This is a genomic window from Bradyrhizobium sp. NBAIM03 (assembly GCF_020194055.1).
GTDB lineage: Bacteria > Pseudomonadota > Alphaproteobacteria > Rhizobiales > Xanthobacteraceae > Bradyrhizobium > Bradyrhizobium yuanmingense.
Genome location: NZ_JADYVS010000015.1, coordinates 104314 through 122600, shown reverse-complemented (window position 1 = coordinate 122600; position 18287 = coordinate 104314). Strand labels below are relative to the sequence as shown.

The window sequence follows — 18287 nt, the reverse complement described above, 5'->3', positions numbered from 1 at the left end:
TGGTTATGCTGAGGCAATGACAGGTTTCCCCCGCTACGCGATCTATTTTGCCGCAGGCCGCGACAGCGCCCTCTCCCGCTTCGGCGCCGAGCTGCTCGGCTATGACGCCTACAGCGGCGGCGAGATTTCGTTTCCAGAGCAGGCGCTGCACGCCGCGCCCGACTGGCGCGAGCTCAGCGCCGATCCCCGCAAGTACGGCTTTCACGCCACGCTGAAGGCGCCGATGGCGCTGGCGCCCGGCAAGACCGAAGCCGAGCTGCTGGCCGCCTGCGAGGCGTTCGCGGGCAAGACACGGCCTATCCCGGCAATCCGACCGATGGTCGATGCCATCAGCGGCTTCATTGCCGTTATTCCGGCCGAGCCGATGGAAACGCTCCAGCAACTTGCCGCTGATTGCGTTCGCGAGTTCGACCCGTTTCGCGCCGCGCTGACGGCGGAAGATCGCGCTCGGCGCAAGCCGGAGAAGCTCAGCGAGCGGCAGCGCGATTATCTCGACCGCTGGGGCTATCCTTACGTGATGGAAGAATTCCGCTTCCACATGACGCTGACGGGGCGGCTGGATGCGGAGCGGCGCGGGCCGATCCTTCAGATGCTGCGAACACGGTTTGCGGCGCTGGGGATCGAGACGCTCGCGATCGATCGCATTGCCCTGTTCAAGCAGGATGATGCCAAGGCGCGGTTTCGCATCATCGGCGAGTGGGCTTTGGTGCGGTAGACCTCAGCGCGAGGTCGCAAGATTGAAAGCGAGCGCCACCGCGCCAACCAGAACGAGGCTGATCGCCCAGGCTGCATCCAGGTTGAACCAGCTTCGCGAGACGAACGTCAGTCCCAGATGGCGGTAGACCAGCCACGCCAGACATCCGCCGGCGCCGACCATGGCGGCAACGTGCACCAGCGACACCAGCACCGCCATCCCGAGATTTGCCGTCATCAGCGCGCCCGCCGCCTGATGGCCGGCATCGAGCTTGAAGGCCTGGCAGAGCCCGAGATAGATCGGCACGAGCATCAGGGCAGCGCCGTGAGCGATGGCGACGGCAAATGACCAGAGCACCAATTGCGTCGGCGGAATTCGTGCCAGCGCGCGCGGATGACGCCGGTCGATCAGCCGGTAGACGCCAAAGCCGATGACGAGAAGACTCGCGACGATCTGGATTGGACGCTGCCATTCGGCCAGTACGAGCAGGAAGGCGAACGGCAGCAGCACGAGAAGTGTTGCCAGGAGGTGCCCGGCCGCCAGAGCCCACAATGCACGGAAGAGCGCGAGGGGGCTCTTGTCCATGAGCCCGGCCGAAACGGCGAGCGGCCATCCCATTCCCGGATTGACCCCGTGGTAGAGACCGCTCGCAACAAGCGCGAGCCACAGCCAGCCAAGGGCCGGGCTCGCCTGCGTGCCATCTAGACCGACGGGTAGCAAAATGAGTCCGTCGAACAGTCGCCGCCCTCGAGCCTGATCTGGTGCGCACGATATCCGTCGGGGAAGCTCACGAAATAGTCCTTGTCGAGCTCGAGGCCGCCGTTGCGACCGACATTGGCCATGACTTCCACGCCCGGAACCCCGTCGGGATAGAACTGGTCGTCCCAAGTGGAATAAAGCGAATTGGTCCAGTACACGCGCCGGCCGTCGCGGCTGATCTCGACCATCTGCGGACCCGCCGCAAAGGGCTTGCCGTTCGGATGGGGCGTGCGGCGCGCGATGCCGCCGATGTGGACTGAGCCCGCAAGCTTCGGCTTTCTGGGATCGCTGACGTCGTACTGGCGCATCTCACCCGTGCCCCAGCACGAGACATAGAGAAACCGGTCGTCCATCGACAGGTCGATGTCGGTCACCAGCGGCGGCACGGCGCCAAATCCCTGCAGCAGCGGCGGCAGCTTCTCCTTGGGCGCGGGTTCGGGAGGGATCGTCGCCGTTTTCTCGGCATGGAATTTTCCGCCCTCGCGCCACCAGGTCCAGATCGACGCTTCGAGGTTGGTGGTGTCGACCACGACACCGACGAAGCCGTACTCGCGAACCGGATCGTGCGCGGGGCGCACCTCCAGCGCCATCTGATGATTGGCGCCGAGGTCGATGGTCTGGACGTTGCGACGGGCGCGAAGGTCCCAGAAGTGGAGACGATGGCCATACTTGTTCGCCAGCAGATCTTCCGGGACGATCCCGTTCTCGAACTGCGGCGGTAACGCCCATTCGCTCGTCACCATGTAATCGCGCGGCAGATTCCACCAGAAATCATAATGCAGCGTTTGCGGGCCACGGTCGATCTCCCATCGTCCAAGAACTTCGAACGTCTCGCAATCCATGATGAAGACGCCCGGAGGTCCGTTGGTGCCGTCCTTGCCGCCGCCACCCAGCGTGCTCACGTAAATGCCGTCCGGCCCGCAATGGATCGTGTGCGGCCGCGAGTAGCCGGTTTTCTTGAAGACCTCCTCTGGCTCGATGATCTTGTGAATCTTGGCCTTCGTCGGATCGGGCTTGGTATCGATCACGTAGATCCGCGACGAGCGCAGCCCCGGGATGATGAGATAGCGCCGCTCGATGAAGGCGTGTCCGGCGAGCGGCGACAGGGCGGAGGAGCAAGCATTCCAGCCGAAATGGTGAAACTCATCACCCTTGTTGGGCATCGCTACGGTATGGACGATCTGGCTATAGGTCGGCGATCCCGGCTTGACGTCGATGACCGCGAGAGCATCCGGCTTTGAGAAATCCGGACTGAGCAGCAAGGTGTAAGCAAAGTTCTCCGCAGGCGCTTCCATCGCAAGCTTGGGCGAGGCGTGAAAGGTAGGATCCGGCCTCATCGTCATGGCACTGCCTCCCTGTTCTGTCGGTTTGCACCAACCTGGCTCGGGATAGTGGCAAAAGAAGAGCTGTTGCGCGATGTCCTGAGAATCTCCGCAAGGCGCCGGTTGGCGCGCGTACATTATGCCATCGCGGGGCTATGGGGAACGGCCCGGCACGCGCTAATTCGACGCCTTCAGGCGAAATGGGCATCCCTCGTTCATTTCGAGCGAGGGCGCACAAGTCGCTCCTCGCAGCCTTCGTAGGGTGGGCAAAGGCGCAAACCGCCGTGCCCACCGCTCTTCCCGCGGGCGCGCAAGTTGGTGGGCACGCTTCGCTTTGCCCACCCTACGACAGCTTCACGCAATGACGGGGGAGAGAATTACTTCCCCCACCTGAGCGCCAACGCGTCGCGCTCCTTGGCGAGCTCCAATAGCCCGGCGCGCGTCGCCGGATGCAGCGGCTGCAGCGGATGGCGCACCGCCTCCGACTTGATCACGCCGCCGGCCTGCATCATCACCTTGCAGGCGATCAGGCCGCATTGGCGGTTCTCGTAGTTGATCAGCGGCAGCCAGCGCTCGTAGGCGGCCTTCGCCTTTTCGCGATCGCCCGCGAAATAGGGATCGATGATCTGGCGGATGCCGTCGGGATAGCCGCCGCCGGTCATGGCGCCGGTGGCGCCGGCGTCGAGATCGGCGAGCAGCGTGATCGCCTCCTCGCCGTCCCAGGGGCCCTCGATGTCCTTGCCGCCCGCCTCGATCAGGCTGCGGAGCTTCGAGGCCGCGCCCGGCACCTCGATCTTGAAATAGCGGATGTTGGAAAACTCGCGCGACAGCCGCGCGAGCAACTCGACCGACAGCGGCGTGCCGGCAACCGGCGCGTCCTGGATCATGATCGGGATGTTGATCGCGCCGGAGAGCACCTTGAAGAATTCGACGATGCCTTTCTCGGGGACGCGAAAGGTCGCGCCGTGATAGGGCGGCATCACCATCACCATGGCGGCGCCGGCCGCCTCGGCCTGCTTGCTGCGCGCGGCGCATACGGCCGAGCTGAAATGGGTGGTGGTGACGATCACGGGAACCCGGCCGGCCACATGGTCCAGCACCGCATGCATCACCGTGTCGCGCTCGGCATCGGTGAGCACGAACTGCTCGGAGAAATTGGCGAGGATGCAAATGCCGTGCGAGCCGGCGTCGATCATGAAATCGATGCAGCGGCGCTGACCCTCGAGGTCGAGCTCGCCGCGCTCGTCGAAGATGGTGGGCGCGACCGGGAACACGCCGCGATAGGGGCGTTGGGCCTTGTGTGGGGTGACCGGCATCGAACTCTCCATCCCTGATGTCTTGCGTCTGCCGCCGCGCCCGCGGGAGCGAGGCGGCACAGATGTACCCGCAGTGCCGAGCTGCGGCAATGCCCGCGCGACGTCCGATGGAAAGAGTACGAAAATCAGGCGCTCTTCACGGCGCCCAGGAAACCCTCGACCGCGACGCGAAGACGATCGGCATCCGCCGACATCTTCTTGACGGACTCCGACAGCACCGTGCCGGCATTGCCGGTCTCCTGGTTGAGCCTGGCGACGCTGCCGATGGTATCGGTGACCTCGCGGGTGCCCTGGGCCGCCTGCTGGAAGTTGCGCGAGATCTCCGTCGTGGCCGCGCGCTGCTGTTCGACCGCGGCGGCAATCGCCGTCATCTTCTCGTCGATGCCGCCGATGGCGCCGCCGATCAACCGGATCGCGGCGACCGCCTGGCCGGTCGCGCCTTGGATCTCCTCGACCTGGCGCGAGATCTCTTCCGTCGCCGTCGCGGTCTGCGCCGCAAGGCTCTTGACCTCGCCTGCAACCACCGCGAAGCCGCGGCCGGCCTCGCCGGCGCGCGCGGCTTCGATGGTGGCGTTCAATGCCAGCAGATTGGTCTGGGCCGCGATCGCGTTGATCATCTTCACGACCTCGCCGATGCGGCTCGCCGTCTGATCGAGGATCTCGACCGTCGCATTGGTCTGCTCGGCCTGGGCCACGGCCTCGCGGGCCTCGCGGGCGCTCGACTGCACCTGCGCGGAGATCTCGCCCACGGATGCGGAGAGCTCCTCGGTCGCGGCGGCGATGGTCTCGAGATTATTGGTGGCCTGCTCGGCTGCCGAGGACACCGCCGCGGTCTGGCTGCTCGATTCCGTGACCAGCGAGCGCACGCCGCTTGCGGTGGCGTCGAGCTCCCGCGTCGAGGCCGCAACGCTCTGGATGACCGCCTGCACCGTGTCGTCGAAGCTGCGGCAGGCGGCGTCGACGGTGCCGGAGCGGGCGAGCTGAAGCGCCTGCTGCGATTCGCGTTCGTTACCCAGCCGCTCCGCGGTCGCCGCGCTCTCGCGCAGGCTTTCGAGCGCAGCCGCCATGGTGCCGAACTCGTCGGGATGCCGCGATTGCGGCACCGGCGTCGCATAGTCGCGGGCGCCGATGCGGGCGATGGCGTCGAGGATGGCGCGCACCGGGCGCATCAGCCGGTTGCGCACCACAAACACGCCCGCGACAGTCACGGCCAGTGCAAGCAGGAAGCCGAAGGATTGCACGATGAGATTGGTGAGGGCCTTAGCCTGAACCGCCTCCGCGTGCGCGATCGACAGGTCGAGCGCCTTGCTCGCGACCGCGACGATGGAGGCGAACGGAGCCTGGCACAACGCGTTCCATTCCGCGGCGGGCATCGCGGGCCGGCCGCTGCCGTCGAAGCCCTTGGTGATCTCGCCGATCTGCTTGAGGGCGCCGTCAGTCTTGGCCCTCGCCTCCTTGGCCGTGTTGACGAGGTCGGCCGGCACGTCAGGCGCAGCCAGCAGCTCCTCCATGCCGGTCCAGCCGGCGGTGACGACGCCGTTCCATCCGGCCACGGTCTGCTTCTGGGCATCGTCGAGCGGCTTGCTGGCGTTGACGTTCGGCCGCAGGGTCGAGCACTGGATGCCGTAGCGGTCGCGCACCTGCCAGGCGAGGCGGCGGGCCTGGATCATGCGGGCGATGTAAGGATCGTTCATCCAGGCGCGGTTCGACACCGCGGTGGATGCGAGATTGGCGGTCTCGATCACCTTGGTGACCGCATCGTACCAGGGCGCGGTCCGCTCCAGCTTGCGCTCGGCGCGCGGCAGCTTGGCCTCGTCGTAGAACAACTGGAATTTTGGCGCGGCCTCGCTCCAGCGCTGCTTCAGCGTGCTGGCGAGTTCGTCGCGGCGGGCGAATTCGACGGTGGGGAGCGCCGCGCTGATGGCGTCGAAGCCGGCCTGTTCCGCCTTCTCGGCAATGCCGAGCTTGGCGCGCGGGTCGTCCTCGCCGAGCAGGGCGCTCTGGGCATCGCCACGGTTGCTGCGCAGGGCAACCACGCCATGGAAGATCGACTTGTCGGCATTCGCGAGCCGCTCGGTCTCCAGACTGTCGCTATAGCGGCCGAAAGCCCCGACCATCTGGATGGCCGTGCTGGTCAGCGCGCCGGCCGCCAGCAGCGTCATCAGGACCAGGAGGAGCGTGCTTACCGATTTCTTAAAAATGGACATGGGTCGAGGGATCTAACTCTCAGGAGAGGCCCACCTTGCACCGCCACGTGCCAATGTTTCGTTAAGGTTTGAGTTGAATCGAAGCGATCCAACCTGCACGCATTCGGAATACTATCCTATTCTGGTGAAATCCGGCGGGCGGCGCTCCGCAAACGCCGTAAACGCCTCGCGCGCTTCGGCGGTGCGCAGGCGCTGCGCAAACTGCTCGCCTTCGGCCTGCATCTGCGCGACCAGCGCCTCGCCGTTGCGCATCAGCCGCTTGGTCGCGATGAGGGCCCCGGCCGGCTGGCGGGCGAGACGCTGCGCCAGCGCAAGCGCTTCGGCATCGAGCCTATCGAGCGGCACCACACGGTTGGCGAGTCCCCATTCCAGCGCCGACCTGGCCGGCACGGTTTCGCCAAGCGCGAACATCTCGTAGGCGCGGGCATAGCCGATGCGCGCCGGCATCAACAGGCTGGAGGCGGCTTCAGGCACCAGCGCGAGGCTGACGAACGGCGTCGACAATTGCGCGTTGTCGGCGAGCACGACGAGGTCGCAATGCAGCAGCATCGTGGTGCCGACGCCGACGGCACGGCCCTGCACGGCCGCGACCAGCGGCCGGGTGCAACGCGCCAGCGACTGGATAAAGCGCACCACGTTGCGGCTGCCTTCGGACTTGCCGGCCGCGACCGCCGCAAACTCGCCGACGTCGTTGCCGGCGGTGAACATGTCGCCCTCGCCGCGGATCAGAATCACGCGGGCGGACGGGTCGAACTCGGCGGATTCGATCGCGTCGGCGAGCTTGCCGTACATCGCATCCGTCAGCGCGTTCTTCTTGTCGGGACGTGCCAGCGTGAGGGTGAGGATTCCGCCGCTATTCTCGATCCGGACGTGCTCGGTCATTAGTCTGCTCCGTGTTATTCGTCTGAACGTCTTGGAAACTTGTCCTGAATGCTCGTCAGCCAGCGTGCGACGATGTCGATTTCCGCGGCCGTGAAACCTTCCGTCAGCGCCGCATTGACCTCCGCCGCGCTAGTCTTGGCCTGCGCCAGCGCGGTGCGCCCCTTCGGCGTCAGCCAGATGCGAAAGGCGCGGCCGTCCTCGCGATCGGCCCGCCGCTCGACCAGCTTCGCAGCCACCGTCCGGTCGACGAGACCCGAAATGCCGGCCGGTCCCATGTCGAGCGCCGCCCCAGCCTCGCCCATCAGCGCGCCATCCTGCTTGCCGAGAATGAACAGCAACCCCGCCTGCGCCGGCGTCACCGCGCTCTCGGGCCGCGCCGCCATCCAGCGCTGCAGCCGGCGCTGGGCGACACTCAGCAAGTAGATCAGCCGATGGTGCTGCGCGCCGGCGCCGTTATTTCGCATGCGAAATAGATAGTGAAACGCAGGCGCGTTGTCAAACGGGCCCTCTTGGTTACGGCGCGCAGGTGAAGCTCGCCGCTTCCGTCACCGGGCCGCTCTTGTAGTGCGGCCAGGCCGGCCAGCGGCACAGCGGCAGCGCGCGCGTCGCGGCAAACGACGGCGCCTCGACCTTCTGCTCCCTGACCTCTAAGTCGCCGGGCGCTTTGCCATTCTCGACCCAGTCGACCAGAACGCTCAGCATATCGACATTGGCGGGCGCGCCGGAGCCGACATGGTCGACGCCGGGCGCGGTGTAGAGGCGCGCGAACTCCGCGGTCTCGGCCTTGCCCATCTTGCGCTCGACGCTCTCGAAGTAGCGGATGCCGGCATAGGGGCTCTGGGCGTAGTCGGCCATGTGCTCGAGCACGATCAGCCGGCCGCCCCGCGCCCGGAACCGACTGAGATCGGGATCGGTGGAATCCATCAGGCTGGACACTTCGAGCAGCCGCGCCTTGTGCTCTTCCACCTTGTAGGTGGTGACGTCGAGCTTCGGATCGCGCGCGAAGACATATTGGATGCCGCCGGCGCCGTAGATCCAGGCGATGCCGTTGTTCGGCGCGGGCGGCTGCGCCGGCGGCGCGGTGCCGAGCCACCAGGAGACCCAGCCGCCGGTCGGCCCGACCGCGGGGATGTCCTCGCCGGAGACGCCCCAGCCCGGATAATCGTCGAGGCCATTGGCGAGCGCGAAGGGGAATTTATAGGTGGAGTGCAGCGTGTTCACCGCCTTGATCTGTGCATCGGTGAGACACTGGTCACCGCTCTTGCCGGCCGCGCAGCGCAGCGTCTCGACCTTGAAGGCGGCCTTGCAGCCGACGGGATCCTGCACCAGCGCATCGTCGGAGCCGTCGGGCTTGTCGCAAGCCGCGCGCACGGCCTCGCCTACGAGCTTGACCTGCGCCGGGTTGATCCAGCCCTCGCCCATGGTGACGAGACCCGAGCGCGTACCGGCATGCTGCAGTCCGACCCAGTTGATCACGGGCACGCGGGCGAAGATTCCGTCGAAATCATCGGGATAGCGCTGCGCCATGGCGAGGCCTTCGCGGCCGCCCTCTGACGAGCCCATGAAGTACAGCTTCTCCGGCTTCCTGCCGTAGGCACGCTGCATCAGCCCGACCGCAGCGTCGCGCACCTTCTTGTAGGCGCGATGGGCGAAATTCTCGAACGCTTCGTCGTTGAGCGCAAAGACCTGCGGCGGCTCGCCCTGCTTGGTCTCGTGGCCGGAGTCGGTGCCGTAGGTGACGAAGCCGCGCGCCAGCGGCGAGGGCTTGTCGAAGGGGTAGGCCGGCGGCAGCGCAAGGCCCGTGATCAGCACACCATTGAAGCCGCCACCGCCATATTGCAGCGAGCGACCGTTCCATTCGACGGGAAGGTTGACCTGGAATTTGATCGGGGGCGCCGTGGGATCGGTGGGATCGATATGGCCGAGCACCTTGCAGAAGCGCGGATTGGCCGGCGTGATGCGTGCCGATGGCGTCGGCCCACGCTCGGCGACGGCCAATTGGGATGGCGCCTGCAAGGTCGCGGAATCGATCTTGACGGCGTCAGCGCCGCCGACGAGGCCTTTGCAGACGGTCTCGGCGTCTTCGGCCAGCGTTGCCGCTGAGGCACCACTCGCGCTCATTGCGGCCCCAGTGCCCACCAGCCATGCACACAGCTTCGCTCTGTTGCGCTTCATCGTTTCCACCCGGCTTGTCCTGTTGCGTTCGGCACTTGGCCGCATTCAATGCAACCTTCGCCCGTCCGTCAATCGCTGACGCCGGCTTTCCGTCAGAACGAGCCCAGCGCAGTGCCCAGGGCGATCACCGCCAGCAGCGCCAGGAGCGAGGTCACGATACCGACCATGACGATATCGAAATAGCTGTCGCGATGGGTCAGGCCGCAGATCGCGAGCAGGCTGACCACCGCACCGTTATGCGGCAGGATGTCCAGCGTTCCCGCGCCGATCACCGCCACGCGATGCATCAGCGCAAGGTCGATGCCGTGGCGCGCGGCAAGTTCGACATAGGTCGGGCCGAGAGCATCGAGGGCGATGGTCAGGCCGCCCGATGCCGACCCGGTCAGCGCGGCCAGGATGTTGGTCGCGACGGCGAGCGAGACCAGCGGTCCCCCTTCGATCGCCAGCACCCAGTCGCGCACGATCGTGAACGCCGGCAGCGAGGCCACGACGGCGCCGAAGCCGACGAGGCTGGCGACGCTGAACGCAGGCAGGACCGACGCATTGGCCCCGGCGTCCATGGTCCGGCGCAGCACCGGCAGGCGCGCCCAGTTCAGCGCGATGGTCGTGACGATGGCGGCAGCCAGCGCCACCGCGACCGACCACACGCCTGCGACCGCCGCAAGCGTCGTGTCGCCAAAGCGCGGCTCGGCGAGATAGCTGACATCGAGCCGCGGCAGCACCACCAGCGACATCACCAGGTTGACGGTCACGACAACGACGAGCGGCGCCATGGCGTTCAGCACGGGCGACGGCCGCTCGCTGCGATGACCGTGCTGTAGCTCCGCCGGATCGAACTCGCGGGCAGTCGTCGCGCGCTCGCGCACGAGCTCGTCAGCAGCGGCCTGCTCGATCGCGCCCTCGGCGTCGTCGCCATAGCCTTCACCGGCGCGGCGCGCCGCAGCTTCGGCGCGATGCAGCCACCACAATCCCGCGCCGAGCATGATGAGCGAGCCGACGATGCCGAGGCCCGGCGCGGCAAACGGCGTCGTGCCGAAGAACGGCATCGGAATCGCATTCTGGATCGACGGCGTGCCAGGTAGGGCCGACATGGTGAAGGTCGACGTTCCCAGCACGATCGCGGCCGGGATCAGACGACGCGGAATCGAAGCGGCACGAAACAGCGAGCGGGCCATTGGAACGATGACGAAGAACGCAACGAACAGGCTGACACCACCATAGGTGACCAGCGCGCCGGCGAGCACGACCGCCAGGATCACGCGGCGTTCGCCGAGGCGCTCCGCCATGAAGCCGGCGACCGACGTCACCGCGCCACTGTCGTCCATCAACTTGCCGAAGACGGCACCAAGCAGAAAGATCGGAAAGAACTGCGCCAGAAATCCCGCCGCGTTCACCATGAACACCTGGGTCAGGTTCGCGAGCAGCGGCTCACCGCCGAACAACGCAGCAATGAGTGCGGCGAACGGCGCGAGCAGCAGGACGCTCCAACCGCGGAAGGCGAATAGGACGAGCAGACCGAGTCCGACGAGGAGGCCGAGGAGACCCATGCCTCAGCACTCCGACAGCAGGACATCGAGATCGGCGGTCGAGCGGCGGCCGATCTCCGCGCCGTGCTCGGCGAGGAAGTTGTCCGCGGCCATGCGTCCCTCGGCGCGCAGCATCGAGACGAACTCCCACTCCGCGTTGAGCTTCGAGGAGGCCCCGAACTTCGCCAGCATGTCGCTCTTGATCCGGTGCGTGCGCATCTTCGCCCAGCGCGCGCCCTCGCCGCTGCCCGGATCGGCCGCCTGGCGCAGCAGCGCGATCATGCGCAGCTCCTTCATCAGCGGCGAGTTGAAGGAGATTTCGTTGAGACGGTTGAGGATCTCCGCAGCCGTCCGCGGTTGCTCCGGCCGCTCGGTCGGATTGATCTGGACGAGAATGGTGTCATGCGCGTCGCTTTCGCGGACCAGCGGCGTGATGGTCGGGTTGCCGGCATAGCCGCCGTCCCAATAGGGCTCGCCGTCGATCTCGATCGCGCGGAACATGGTTGGAAGACAGGCCGATGCCAGCAGCACGTCGGCCGTGATCTCCGCGTTGCGGAAGATACGTCCGCGCCCGGTGCGTACCCGGGTCGCGGTGATGAATAGCTGGATCGGCGAGCGCACGAGCCGTTCGAAATCGATGCTCTCGGCCAGCACCGCGCGCAGCGGATTGTAACCGGTAGGATTGAGGTCGTAGGGCGAGAGCACACGCGACATCAAATCGGTGAGGATGTAGAACGGCGACGTATCGAGGGTCCAGCGCCCCATCAAGCGGTCGAGCGGAGAGCGCTGTAGCGGGCTGAAGGCCGCGGCCTTCGAGATACGACGCCAGTATCGGTCAAGCGCCTCACGCGCCCCCTCGGCGCCGCCGGCCGTCCACCCGTCCGCCAGGACCGCCGCATTCATCGCGCCTGCGGAGGTTCCGGAGATCGCGGTGATCTCCAGCCATTTCTCTTCCAGAAGACGGTCGAGCACACCCCAGGAGAAGGCGCCATGCGAACCGCCGCCCTGCAGCGCGAGATCAATCAGTACGGCGTCCCGTTCCATGGCGGACACTCACGCAACTGAAGCTCAAATTCGACGCGATTGGAACACGTCGAATTCGACCGCAGTGTGGGAGCACCGGCCGCAAGATGCAACCGGAACGTGGGCGGTTTAGTGCTCAAATACCAGCCGCGCCCCGACCGTTCCCTCGAGGCCGCGGATCTGCCGCAGCAGCTCGCCGGAATCCTGACCGCCGAGATCGGCGTCGAGCACGACGTAGCCGAGGTCGCCGGCGGTCTCCAGATATTGCGCGGCGATGTTGATGTCGCGCTGAAGGAAGACCTCGTTCAGCCGCCGCAACATGCCGGGCACGTTGCGATGGACATGGCTGAAGCGTGCACCGGAGGGACGAAGATGCAGCTGCACCTCCGGGAAGTTGACCGCGCCCATCGTCGAGCCGGTAATGAAATAGTCGACCAGTTTTCGCGCGACCTCGCCGCCGATGCGCTCCTGCGCCTCCTCAGTCGACCCACCGATATGGGGGGTGAGGATGACGTTCTCGATGCCCTGAATGGGACTATTGAAACGATCGGCATTCGACGAAGGCTCGACGGGAAAGACGTCGACGGCCGCACCGGCGAGATGACCGTCGCGCAAGGCACGCGCCAGCGCATCGAGATCGACCACGGTGCCGCGGCTGTTGTTGATCAGAAACGAGCCCGGCTTCATCGCCCGCAGCTCCCTCTCGCCGATCATGCCCGCAGTCTCCGGCGTCTCCGGCACGTGCAGGCTGACGACGTCGCTCTGCGCCAGCAGATCTTCCAGCTTCTCGACCGGCTCGGTGTTGCCGTGGCGAAGCTTGTCGGTGCGGTCGAAATAGATCACGCGCATGCCCATGGCTTCGGCCAACGTCGAAAGCTGCGAGCCGATATTGCCGTAGCCGACGATGCCAAGCGTGCGGCCGCGCACCTCGCGGCTGCCCGCCGCCGATTTGTCCCAGCCCCCGGCATGGGCCGACACCGAGCGCGGAAAGATCCGCCGCAGCAGCATCACGATCTCGCCGATGACGAGCTCGGCGACGCTGCGCGTGTTGGAGAACGGGGCGTTGAAGACGGGAATACCGCGCTTGCGCGCCGCCGAAAGATCGACCTGGTTGGTGCCGACGCTGAAGCAGCCGACCGCGAGAAGCTGGCCGGCCGCCCCCAGCACCTCATTGGTGATCTGCGTGCGCGAACGGATGCCGAGCAGCGACACGCCTTCGAGCGCGCGCCGCAGATCCGCGCCGTCCAGCGCCTTGGTCAGCCGCTCGACATTGGTGAAGCCCGCGCCCCTAAAAAGGTCGACAGCGCTATCATTGACGCCTTCGAGCAGCAGCGCCTTGGCGCTTCGCTCAGGGCTTTGGCCTGGGGCGGACATGGCATCTCCGTAGATGGCAGCTTTGCCTTCGCACATAGACCGCGGGCGGTGCGCAGCACAATAGGGAACGGATACGGGGAGAAGACGGCCGGAGCTGAGGATGCGCTTGGCATCCCAGAGCTCGGTCAAATCACATAGAACCCGTGCGTGCCGTCGCGGCGGAGCTGCTCGACGAGGCCGTATTCCCAATCGAGATAGGCCTGCATCGCGGATTCGGCCACATCGGTGCCTTCATAGGGCCGGCGATAGCGGTGGGCCGGGTCGGGCTTCGGCAAGACCTGCGGTGGACCGATTTCCAGCGCGCAATCATAGCCGCCCTCGAGCACATAGACTTCCCAACCCATCTGCGCCAGCCAGGACGCCGTCATGTCGGCGCGGACGCATCTGTCATCGGTCAGGACGATGCGCGCGCCGCGCACGGGCGCGGCCATGTCGGTTTCCTGCACGAGCTGGCCGCCGGGATAATGGCGGAAGCCGGGAAGATGCCCGGCCGCATAGTCCTCGGCACCGCGCACGTCGAAGCGATACAGCGTGCGATGGGTTTCTGCGACCAGCGCCGCCATCTCGTTCGCTCCGATATGGCGGACACCGGCGCGATAGGCGACGTCGCGGGCATTGGCCGGGCCGCCCTCGAACGGGCCGATCGCGCCGCGCCTGTCGGCGCCGTGATTGAGCCCGTGCCGCGCCAGGGTCCAGCCGATGGTGCCGTTGCGCAGCGCCCGCACCTTGTTGGGCACGCCGGCATTGATCAGCGACTGGGTGCCGATGATGGAGCGGGTGCGGCCGGCGCAATTGACGATGATCGTGGTTTCAGGGTCGGGCGCGGCCTGGCCTGCCCGCAGCACCAGCTCCGCGCCGGGCACGCTGACCGAGCCCGGGATGTTCATGGTCGCGTATTCGTCGAAGCGGCGGACGTCGAGGATGGCGATGTTGGCCTTGTCGGCGATCAGCTTTGCCACCTCATCGGCACTCAGCGAGGGCGTGTGGCGACGCGACTCGACCAGCTCGCCGAAGGCCTTGGAATAGGAATTGACGTCCTCGAAAACCTCGAAGCCCGCATCGCGCCACGCCTTCAGCCCGCCCTCGAGTGCGCTGACATTGCTATAGCCGAGTGCAGCCAGACGCTCGGCGCCGGTCGCAACCAGCCCCTCGCCGTCATCATAAAGCACGATCGCAACGTCCTTGCGCGGCAGCCGCACCTCGGCCTCGATCGCGATCCGGTCGGCGGCCATGTTGGCGGCGAACAGCGGATGGCCGGTGGCAAAGGCAGCCTCGTATCTGAGATCGAGCAGCGCGATCTCTTCGCGCAGGAGCAGGGCGCGGCGGATATCGGCGGGGGTGACGGTCGGAAGCTTCATGGCGAAAACCTGACAAGGACGTGCCACGGGCTTTTGAACGATTGTCGAGGTGTTGGCTAGCCTCTTCGGCTGCAACTCACTCGCCCGGAACGAGCCGCCCAAGCGGCGGCTGCGCCGGGCGCCGCAGCTTGCGGCGCGACAGATAGAGCAAAATGCCGGTGACCGAGAACAGCGGCATCAGGGCTGCGGCAATCATGAAGGCGAGCTTGCCGGGCCAGCCCAGGACCGCGCCGCGATGGATATCGAGCATGTTGGCGATGATCTTCTCGCCGAACGTCTTGTCGGCGTAACGTTCCGTGGAGGCGACCTGACCGGTGACGGCATCGATGCGGAATTCATCGCGCTTGGTGTCGAGCGTCGACTCCTTCCCCCACGACCGGATCCGTATCACCGTGCCAGGCCCCGGCGGCAGCGTCAGCAGAGCCCTGGCAAAGCGGTCGCCCTCCTCACGCCGGAACGTCGTCCATGCCAGGTCGAACCCGATCGGCTGGGCCGGCTCGGAACGAGCCGCCGCACGCGGCGCCTTCGCGGACATTCTTGGCTGCATCTTCGCGGCAGAGACTTCTGGACGCGACAGCAGCCAGACGACGCCGTCCTTGTACCAGTCGAACGAGTACCACAGGCCCGTGAGCGTCATCACCAGATAGACCGGAAGAACCCAGGTGCCGATCACCGCATGCAGCGAGCGATGCAGCCCGCGTCCGCCGAGACCGAGATTGGGCTTGAGCCACATCTTCACGCTGCGCGCGCGACGTGGCCAGCGCAGCACGAGGCCCGAGACCAGCATGACGATCAGGCCGAGTGCGGCCACACCGGTGATCTGGCGGCCCCAGCCCTTGGCATCGCCAGGGATCAGCAGCCAGCGATGCAGCTTCCGAACCGTCGCGAAGAACGCCTCGCCGCGCGGCGCACCCAGCACGCGCGCATCATAGGGGTCGACATAGAGCGAATTCGGCCGCTCGCCCTGCTCATCGCGCGCGAAGCGGACCCGCACGGCCGCAGTCGGATCGCTCGACAACATGACGGCCGAGACCTGACCGAAATTTTGCCCCGCCCCCAGCCGCGCGACCAGCTCGTCCGGCATCAGCGCCGGCATCTCGCGCGGCACGACGTGCATGATGCCGGCGTTGAGATGATCGACGATCTCGTCCTCGAAACTCATGATCGCGCCGGTCAGCGCGATCAAGGCTAGCAGCAGCGCGAGCACCAGGCCTGCGATGGAATGGACCTGGAGCAGGACAGTTTTGATCATGTGCCCGGGCCGCGCGGCCATGGCTAGAACTTCACCGTCGCCGAGAGAGACACCCGGCGCGCGTCGCCGATAGCGACGTTTAAATTATTCACGGCTGAGGGATAGTAGACCGTGTCGAACAGGTTCTTGACGTTCACCTGGTACACCACCGGAAACTGCTCGTGTTTCGTCTCGTAAGTCGCAAAGAGGTCTGCGACGACATAGGACGGCAGGAAGAAGCTGTTGATCGAATCGCCGGGACGATCGCCGACATAGCGCGCCCCGCCGCCGAGACGGAGCTGGCCGGGCAATGCGGTGCCGAAGTCGTGGACCAGATAGAGCGAAGCGGTGTTCAAGGCGACGTTTTGCAGCTTCTTGCCGAGCAACGTCAGATCCTCGGAGGCCGTCACGCGGGCGTCGGTATAGCCATAGCTCCCAATCAATGCCCAACTGTCGGTGAGCCTGCCGGTGACGTCGATTTCGAGGCCGCGCGAATGAGCGCGGCCGACGGTGTGAAGCTCCACCACGCCCGCGCTGTTCGTCTTCGTCGTTTGCACATTCTTCTTGTCGAGGTCGTAGAATGCGACGGTTCCGGAGATGCGCTGGTTGATGTCGAACTTCACGCCGGTCTCGTACGACACACCCTCCTCGGGCGCGACCCTGGAGTCGATCACCACGCCGATCGGCGCAATCGTCGAATTCGGCTTCAGCGATTCGGTGTAGCTCGCATAAAGCGAGATCTGATCGGTCAGCTTGAAAATCGCGCCGCCAAGCGGGAGCACCTTGTCTTGCGACACGTTTGTGTTGGTGTTGAACGGCTTTCCGCGTCCGGCGATCTGATCGTAGTCCATATAGCGCACACCACCGACCAGTGCGAACCGCTCGGTCAGATGCAGCGTGTCCTGGAAGAACAGCGACCACTGGCCAAGCTTGTCGGTCTGGGCGCTGTCGGGGTTCGACACCCTGGTTCCAGGCCCGATCAGCCCATAGACAGGATCGTAGACGTTGAAGGCGGGAGTTGTCTGCCGGATCAAGACGTCGCGATAGATCGTGCGATACTGACCGTCGCCGCCGAATAGCACCTCGTTGCGCATGTCGCCGAGCCAGAAGCCGCCCGAGACATAGGATGTCCCATAGCTGACATTGCTTAGCGAGCTTCCCGTGCCGTCGTTGCTGCGCGTCTCGACGCCGGTCGTGAAATTGATGCCGGTGATGCGGAGCTGGTTGGCGCTGAAGGTTTCGGTGTTGTAGCTGTAGCCTGCGTAGAGCTTCCAATCCTGGTTGAAGCGGTGCTCGACCGAAGCCTGGATCAGATCGGACGTGCCCCAGGTGTTGTTGAAAGGCTCATCCAGCCGGCGCGTAGCGGGCACGGCCAGCGGCGCCTTCGTCACCGGATTGAACGCGGTGCCGCGGTCGAACGGATAGATGAACTCGCGGTGCTCGTAGTTCAGCTGCACCGTGGTGTCCTGGCCGTACCACGCGAGCGAGGGCGCAACCAGCATCTCGCGGTGACGACCGAAATTCCGCCAATAATCCTCGCTGACGCCGTAGCCAATGAAACGATAGGCGAGCCCCTGGTCGCCGATCGGACCGGTGACGTCGAGCAGGCCGTCGGCACCGGTCTTGGAGGCACTGAAGGCCGAGCCGAGCAGCGTGACCGAGCCATGCTGATAGAGCTCGGGCCGCTTGCTGATGGTGTTGACAATGCCGCCGGGATCCATGATGCCGTAGAGCAGCGAAGCCGGACCTTTCAGCACCTCGACGCTTTCGACCGCAGGATTGAGACTGCGGCCCTGCACCAGCGGCATGCCGTTGCGCATGATCGAGCCGTCGCGGTTGTCGCCGAAGCCACGGCGGATCACCGCGTCCTGGCTGCCGGCGAGCGTGTTGGTCTGGGTGACGCCGGAGACGTTGCTCAGCGCGTCGTCGATGTTGCGCGGGAGCTGGTCCTTCAGCACCTGCGCGGGCACGACGTTGACGGCCTGCGAGGTGTCGAGCGGCGAGGCGCCGCTGCGCAGCGTGGTCGCGCTCGGCATCGCGCGGTAGCCGAGCTTTGCGGCTTGCTGTGCGGCGGCTACGGCAGCGGCGCGCTCCGACAGCGTCGGCGCCGCGGGTGCGGGATTGCGGCTGGGCTGGCGGCGCGCCGCCGTTTGCGCGCGGCGTGACGACTGCTCCGATGCACGTGCCGGCTTCGGTCGTGGCGCCGGCGCCTCCACCGTCACCGGCGGCAGAGCCGATTGCGCCTGTGCGCTCGTCGTGGTGAAGGGATATTCGATGAGCAGCACCGCTGCTCCCATGAGAAGACCTGCACGGCTCTTGCCGGCACCGGTTCGATGGCCGTTGTCACGTTGGCCATCCACGAAGGCACGCACTTTCATTCCACTTCAAGTCAGGAGCATTGAAGTGTGCGCCTGTAACAG

Annotated in this window: 14 protein-coding genes; 1 reads left to right on the top strand and 13 read right to left on the bottom strand. The window is 65.9% G+C overall.

What is annotated here, in order from left to right; genetic code table 11:
• Positions 1 to 16: 16 nt before the first annotated feature.
• Positions 17 to 715 (top strand): DUF1045 domain-containing protein, encoded by a 699-nt coding sequence (locus tag I6F21_RS22635; RefSeq protein WP_225140554.1) that lies wholly within the window; start codon positions 17 to 19, stop codon positions 713 to 715.
• 3 nt (positions 716 to 718) lie between these two features.
• Here I6F21_RS22635 and I6F21_RS22630 read toward each other — a convergent pair whose 3' ends face one another.
• The 13 genes from I6F21_RS22630 to I6F21_RS22570 all read right to left on the bottom strand — a co-directional run bounded on the left by I6F21_RS22630 (position 719) and on the right by I6F21_RS22570 (position 18245).
• Entirely contained in the window at positions 719 to 1312 is a 594-nt protein-coding gene (locus I6F21_RS22630) for a hypothetical protein (protein WP_225140654.1), read from the bottom strand.
• An 83-nt stretch (positions 1313 to 1395) separates the two neighbouring features.
• The gene (locus I6F21_RS22625) at positions 1396 to 2796 is read right to left on the bottom strand and encodes a selenium-binding family protein (protein ID WP_225133966.1); all 1401 of its coding nucleotides are present in this window, start codon (positions 2794 to 2796) and stop codon (positions 1396 to 1398) included.
• A gap of 356 nt (positions 2797 to 3152) precedes the next feature.
• A complete protein-coding gene (locus I6F21_RS22620; RefSeq protein ID WP_036026912.1) occupies positions 3153 to 4091 on the bottom strand; it encodes a dihydrodipicolinate synthase family protein in 939 nt (312 codons plus the stop codon).
• A gap of 125 nt (positions 4092 to 4216) precedes the next feature.
• Positions 4217 to 6298 (bottom strand): methyl-accepting chemotaxis protein, encoded by a 2082-nt coding sequence (locus tag I6F21_RS22615; RefSeq protein ID WP_225140555.1) that lies wholly within the window; start codon positions 6296 to 6298, stop codon positions 4217 to 4219.
• Between the two features lie 111 nt (positions 6299 to 6409).
• Positions 6410 to 7180: an enoyl-CoA hydratase gene (locus I6F21_RS22610; RefSeq protein ID WP_036026870.1), complete on the bottom strand. Its 771-nt coding sequence runs from the start codon at positions 7178 to 7180 to the stop codon at positions 6410 to 6412.
• A gap of 14 nt (positions 7181 to 7194) precedes the next feature.
• A complete protein-coding gene (locus I6F21_RS22605; RefSeq protein ID WP_036026867.1) occupies positions 7195 to 7644 on the bottom strand; it encodes a MarR family winged helix-turn-helix transcriptional regulator in 450 nt (149 codons plus the stop codon).
• Between the two features lie 49 nt (positions 7645 to 7693).
• Positions 7694 to 9355, bottom strand: a complete 1662-nt coding sequence (locus I6F21_RS22600) for a tannase/feruloyl esterase family alpha/beta hydrolase (protein WP_225140556.1) — start codon at positions 9353 to 9355, stop codon at positions 7694 to 7696.
• Between the two features lie 92 nt (positions 9356 to 9447).
• Positions 9448 to 10902, bottom strand: a complete 1455-nt coding sequence (locus tag I6F21_RS22595) for an SLC13 family permease (protein ID WP_225140557.1) — start codon at positions 10900 to 10902, stop codon at positions 9448 to 9450.
• Between the two features lie 3 nt (positions 10903 to 10905).
• Positions 10906 to 11925, bottom strand: a complete 1020-nt coding sequence (locus tag I6F21_RS22590) for a patatin-like phospholipase family protein (RefSeq protein ID WP_225140558.1) — start codon at positions 11923 to 11925, stop codon at positions 10906 to 10908.
• A 108-nt stretch (positions 11926 to 12033) separates the two neighbouring features.
• Entirely contained in the window at positions 12034 to 13278 is a 1245-nt protein-coding gene (serA, locus tag I6F21_RS22585) for a phosphoglycerate dehydrogenase (RefSeq protein WP_036026910.1), read from the bottom strand.
• Between the two features lie 125 nt (positions 13279 to 13403).
• Positions 13404 to 14636, bottom strand: coding sequence for a rhodanese-like domain-containing protein (locus I6F21_RS22580; protein ID WP_225140559.1), 1233 nt, complete (start codon positions 14634 to 14636; stop codon positions 13404 to 13406).
• 76 nt (positions 14637 to 14712) lie between these two features.
• Positions 14713 to 15909, bottom strand: coding sequence for a PepSY-associated TM helix domain-containing protein (locus I6F21_RS22575; RefSeq protein ID WP_225140560.1), 1197 nt, complete (start codon positions 15907 to 15909; stop codon positions 14713 to 14715).
• Between the two features lie 2 nt (positions 15910 to 15911).
• On the bottom strand, positions 15912 to 18245 hold the full coding sequence (locus I6F21_RS22570) for a TonB-dependent siderophore receptor (RefSeq protein WP_225140561.1): 2334 nt from the start codon (positions 18243 to 18245) through the stop codon (positions 15912 to 15914).
• Positions 18246 to 18287: the final 42 nt, after the last annotated feature.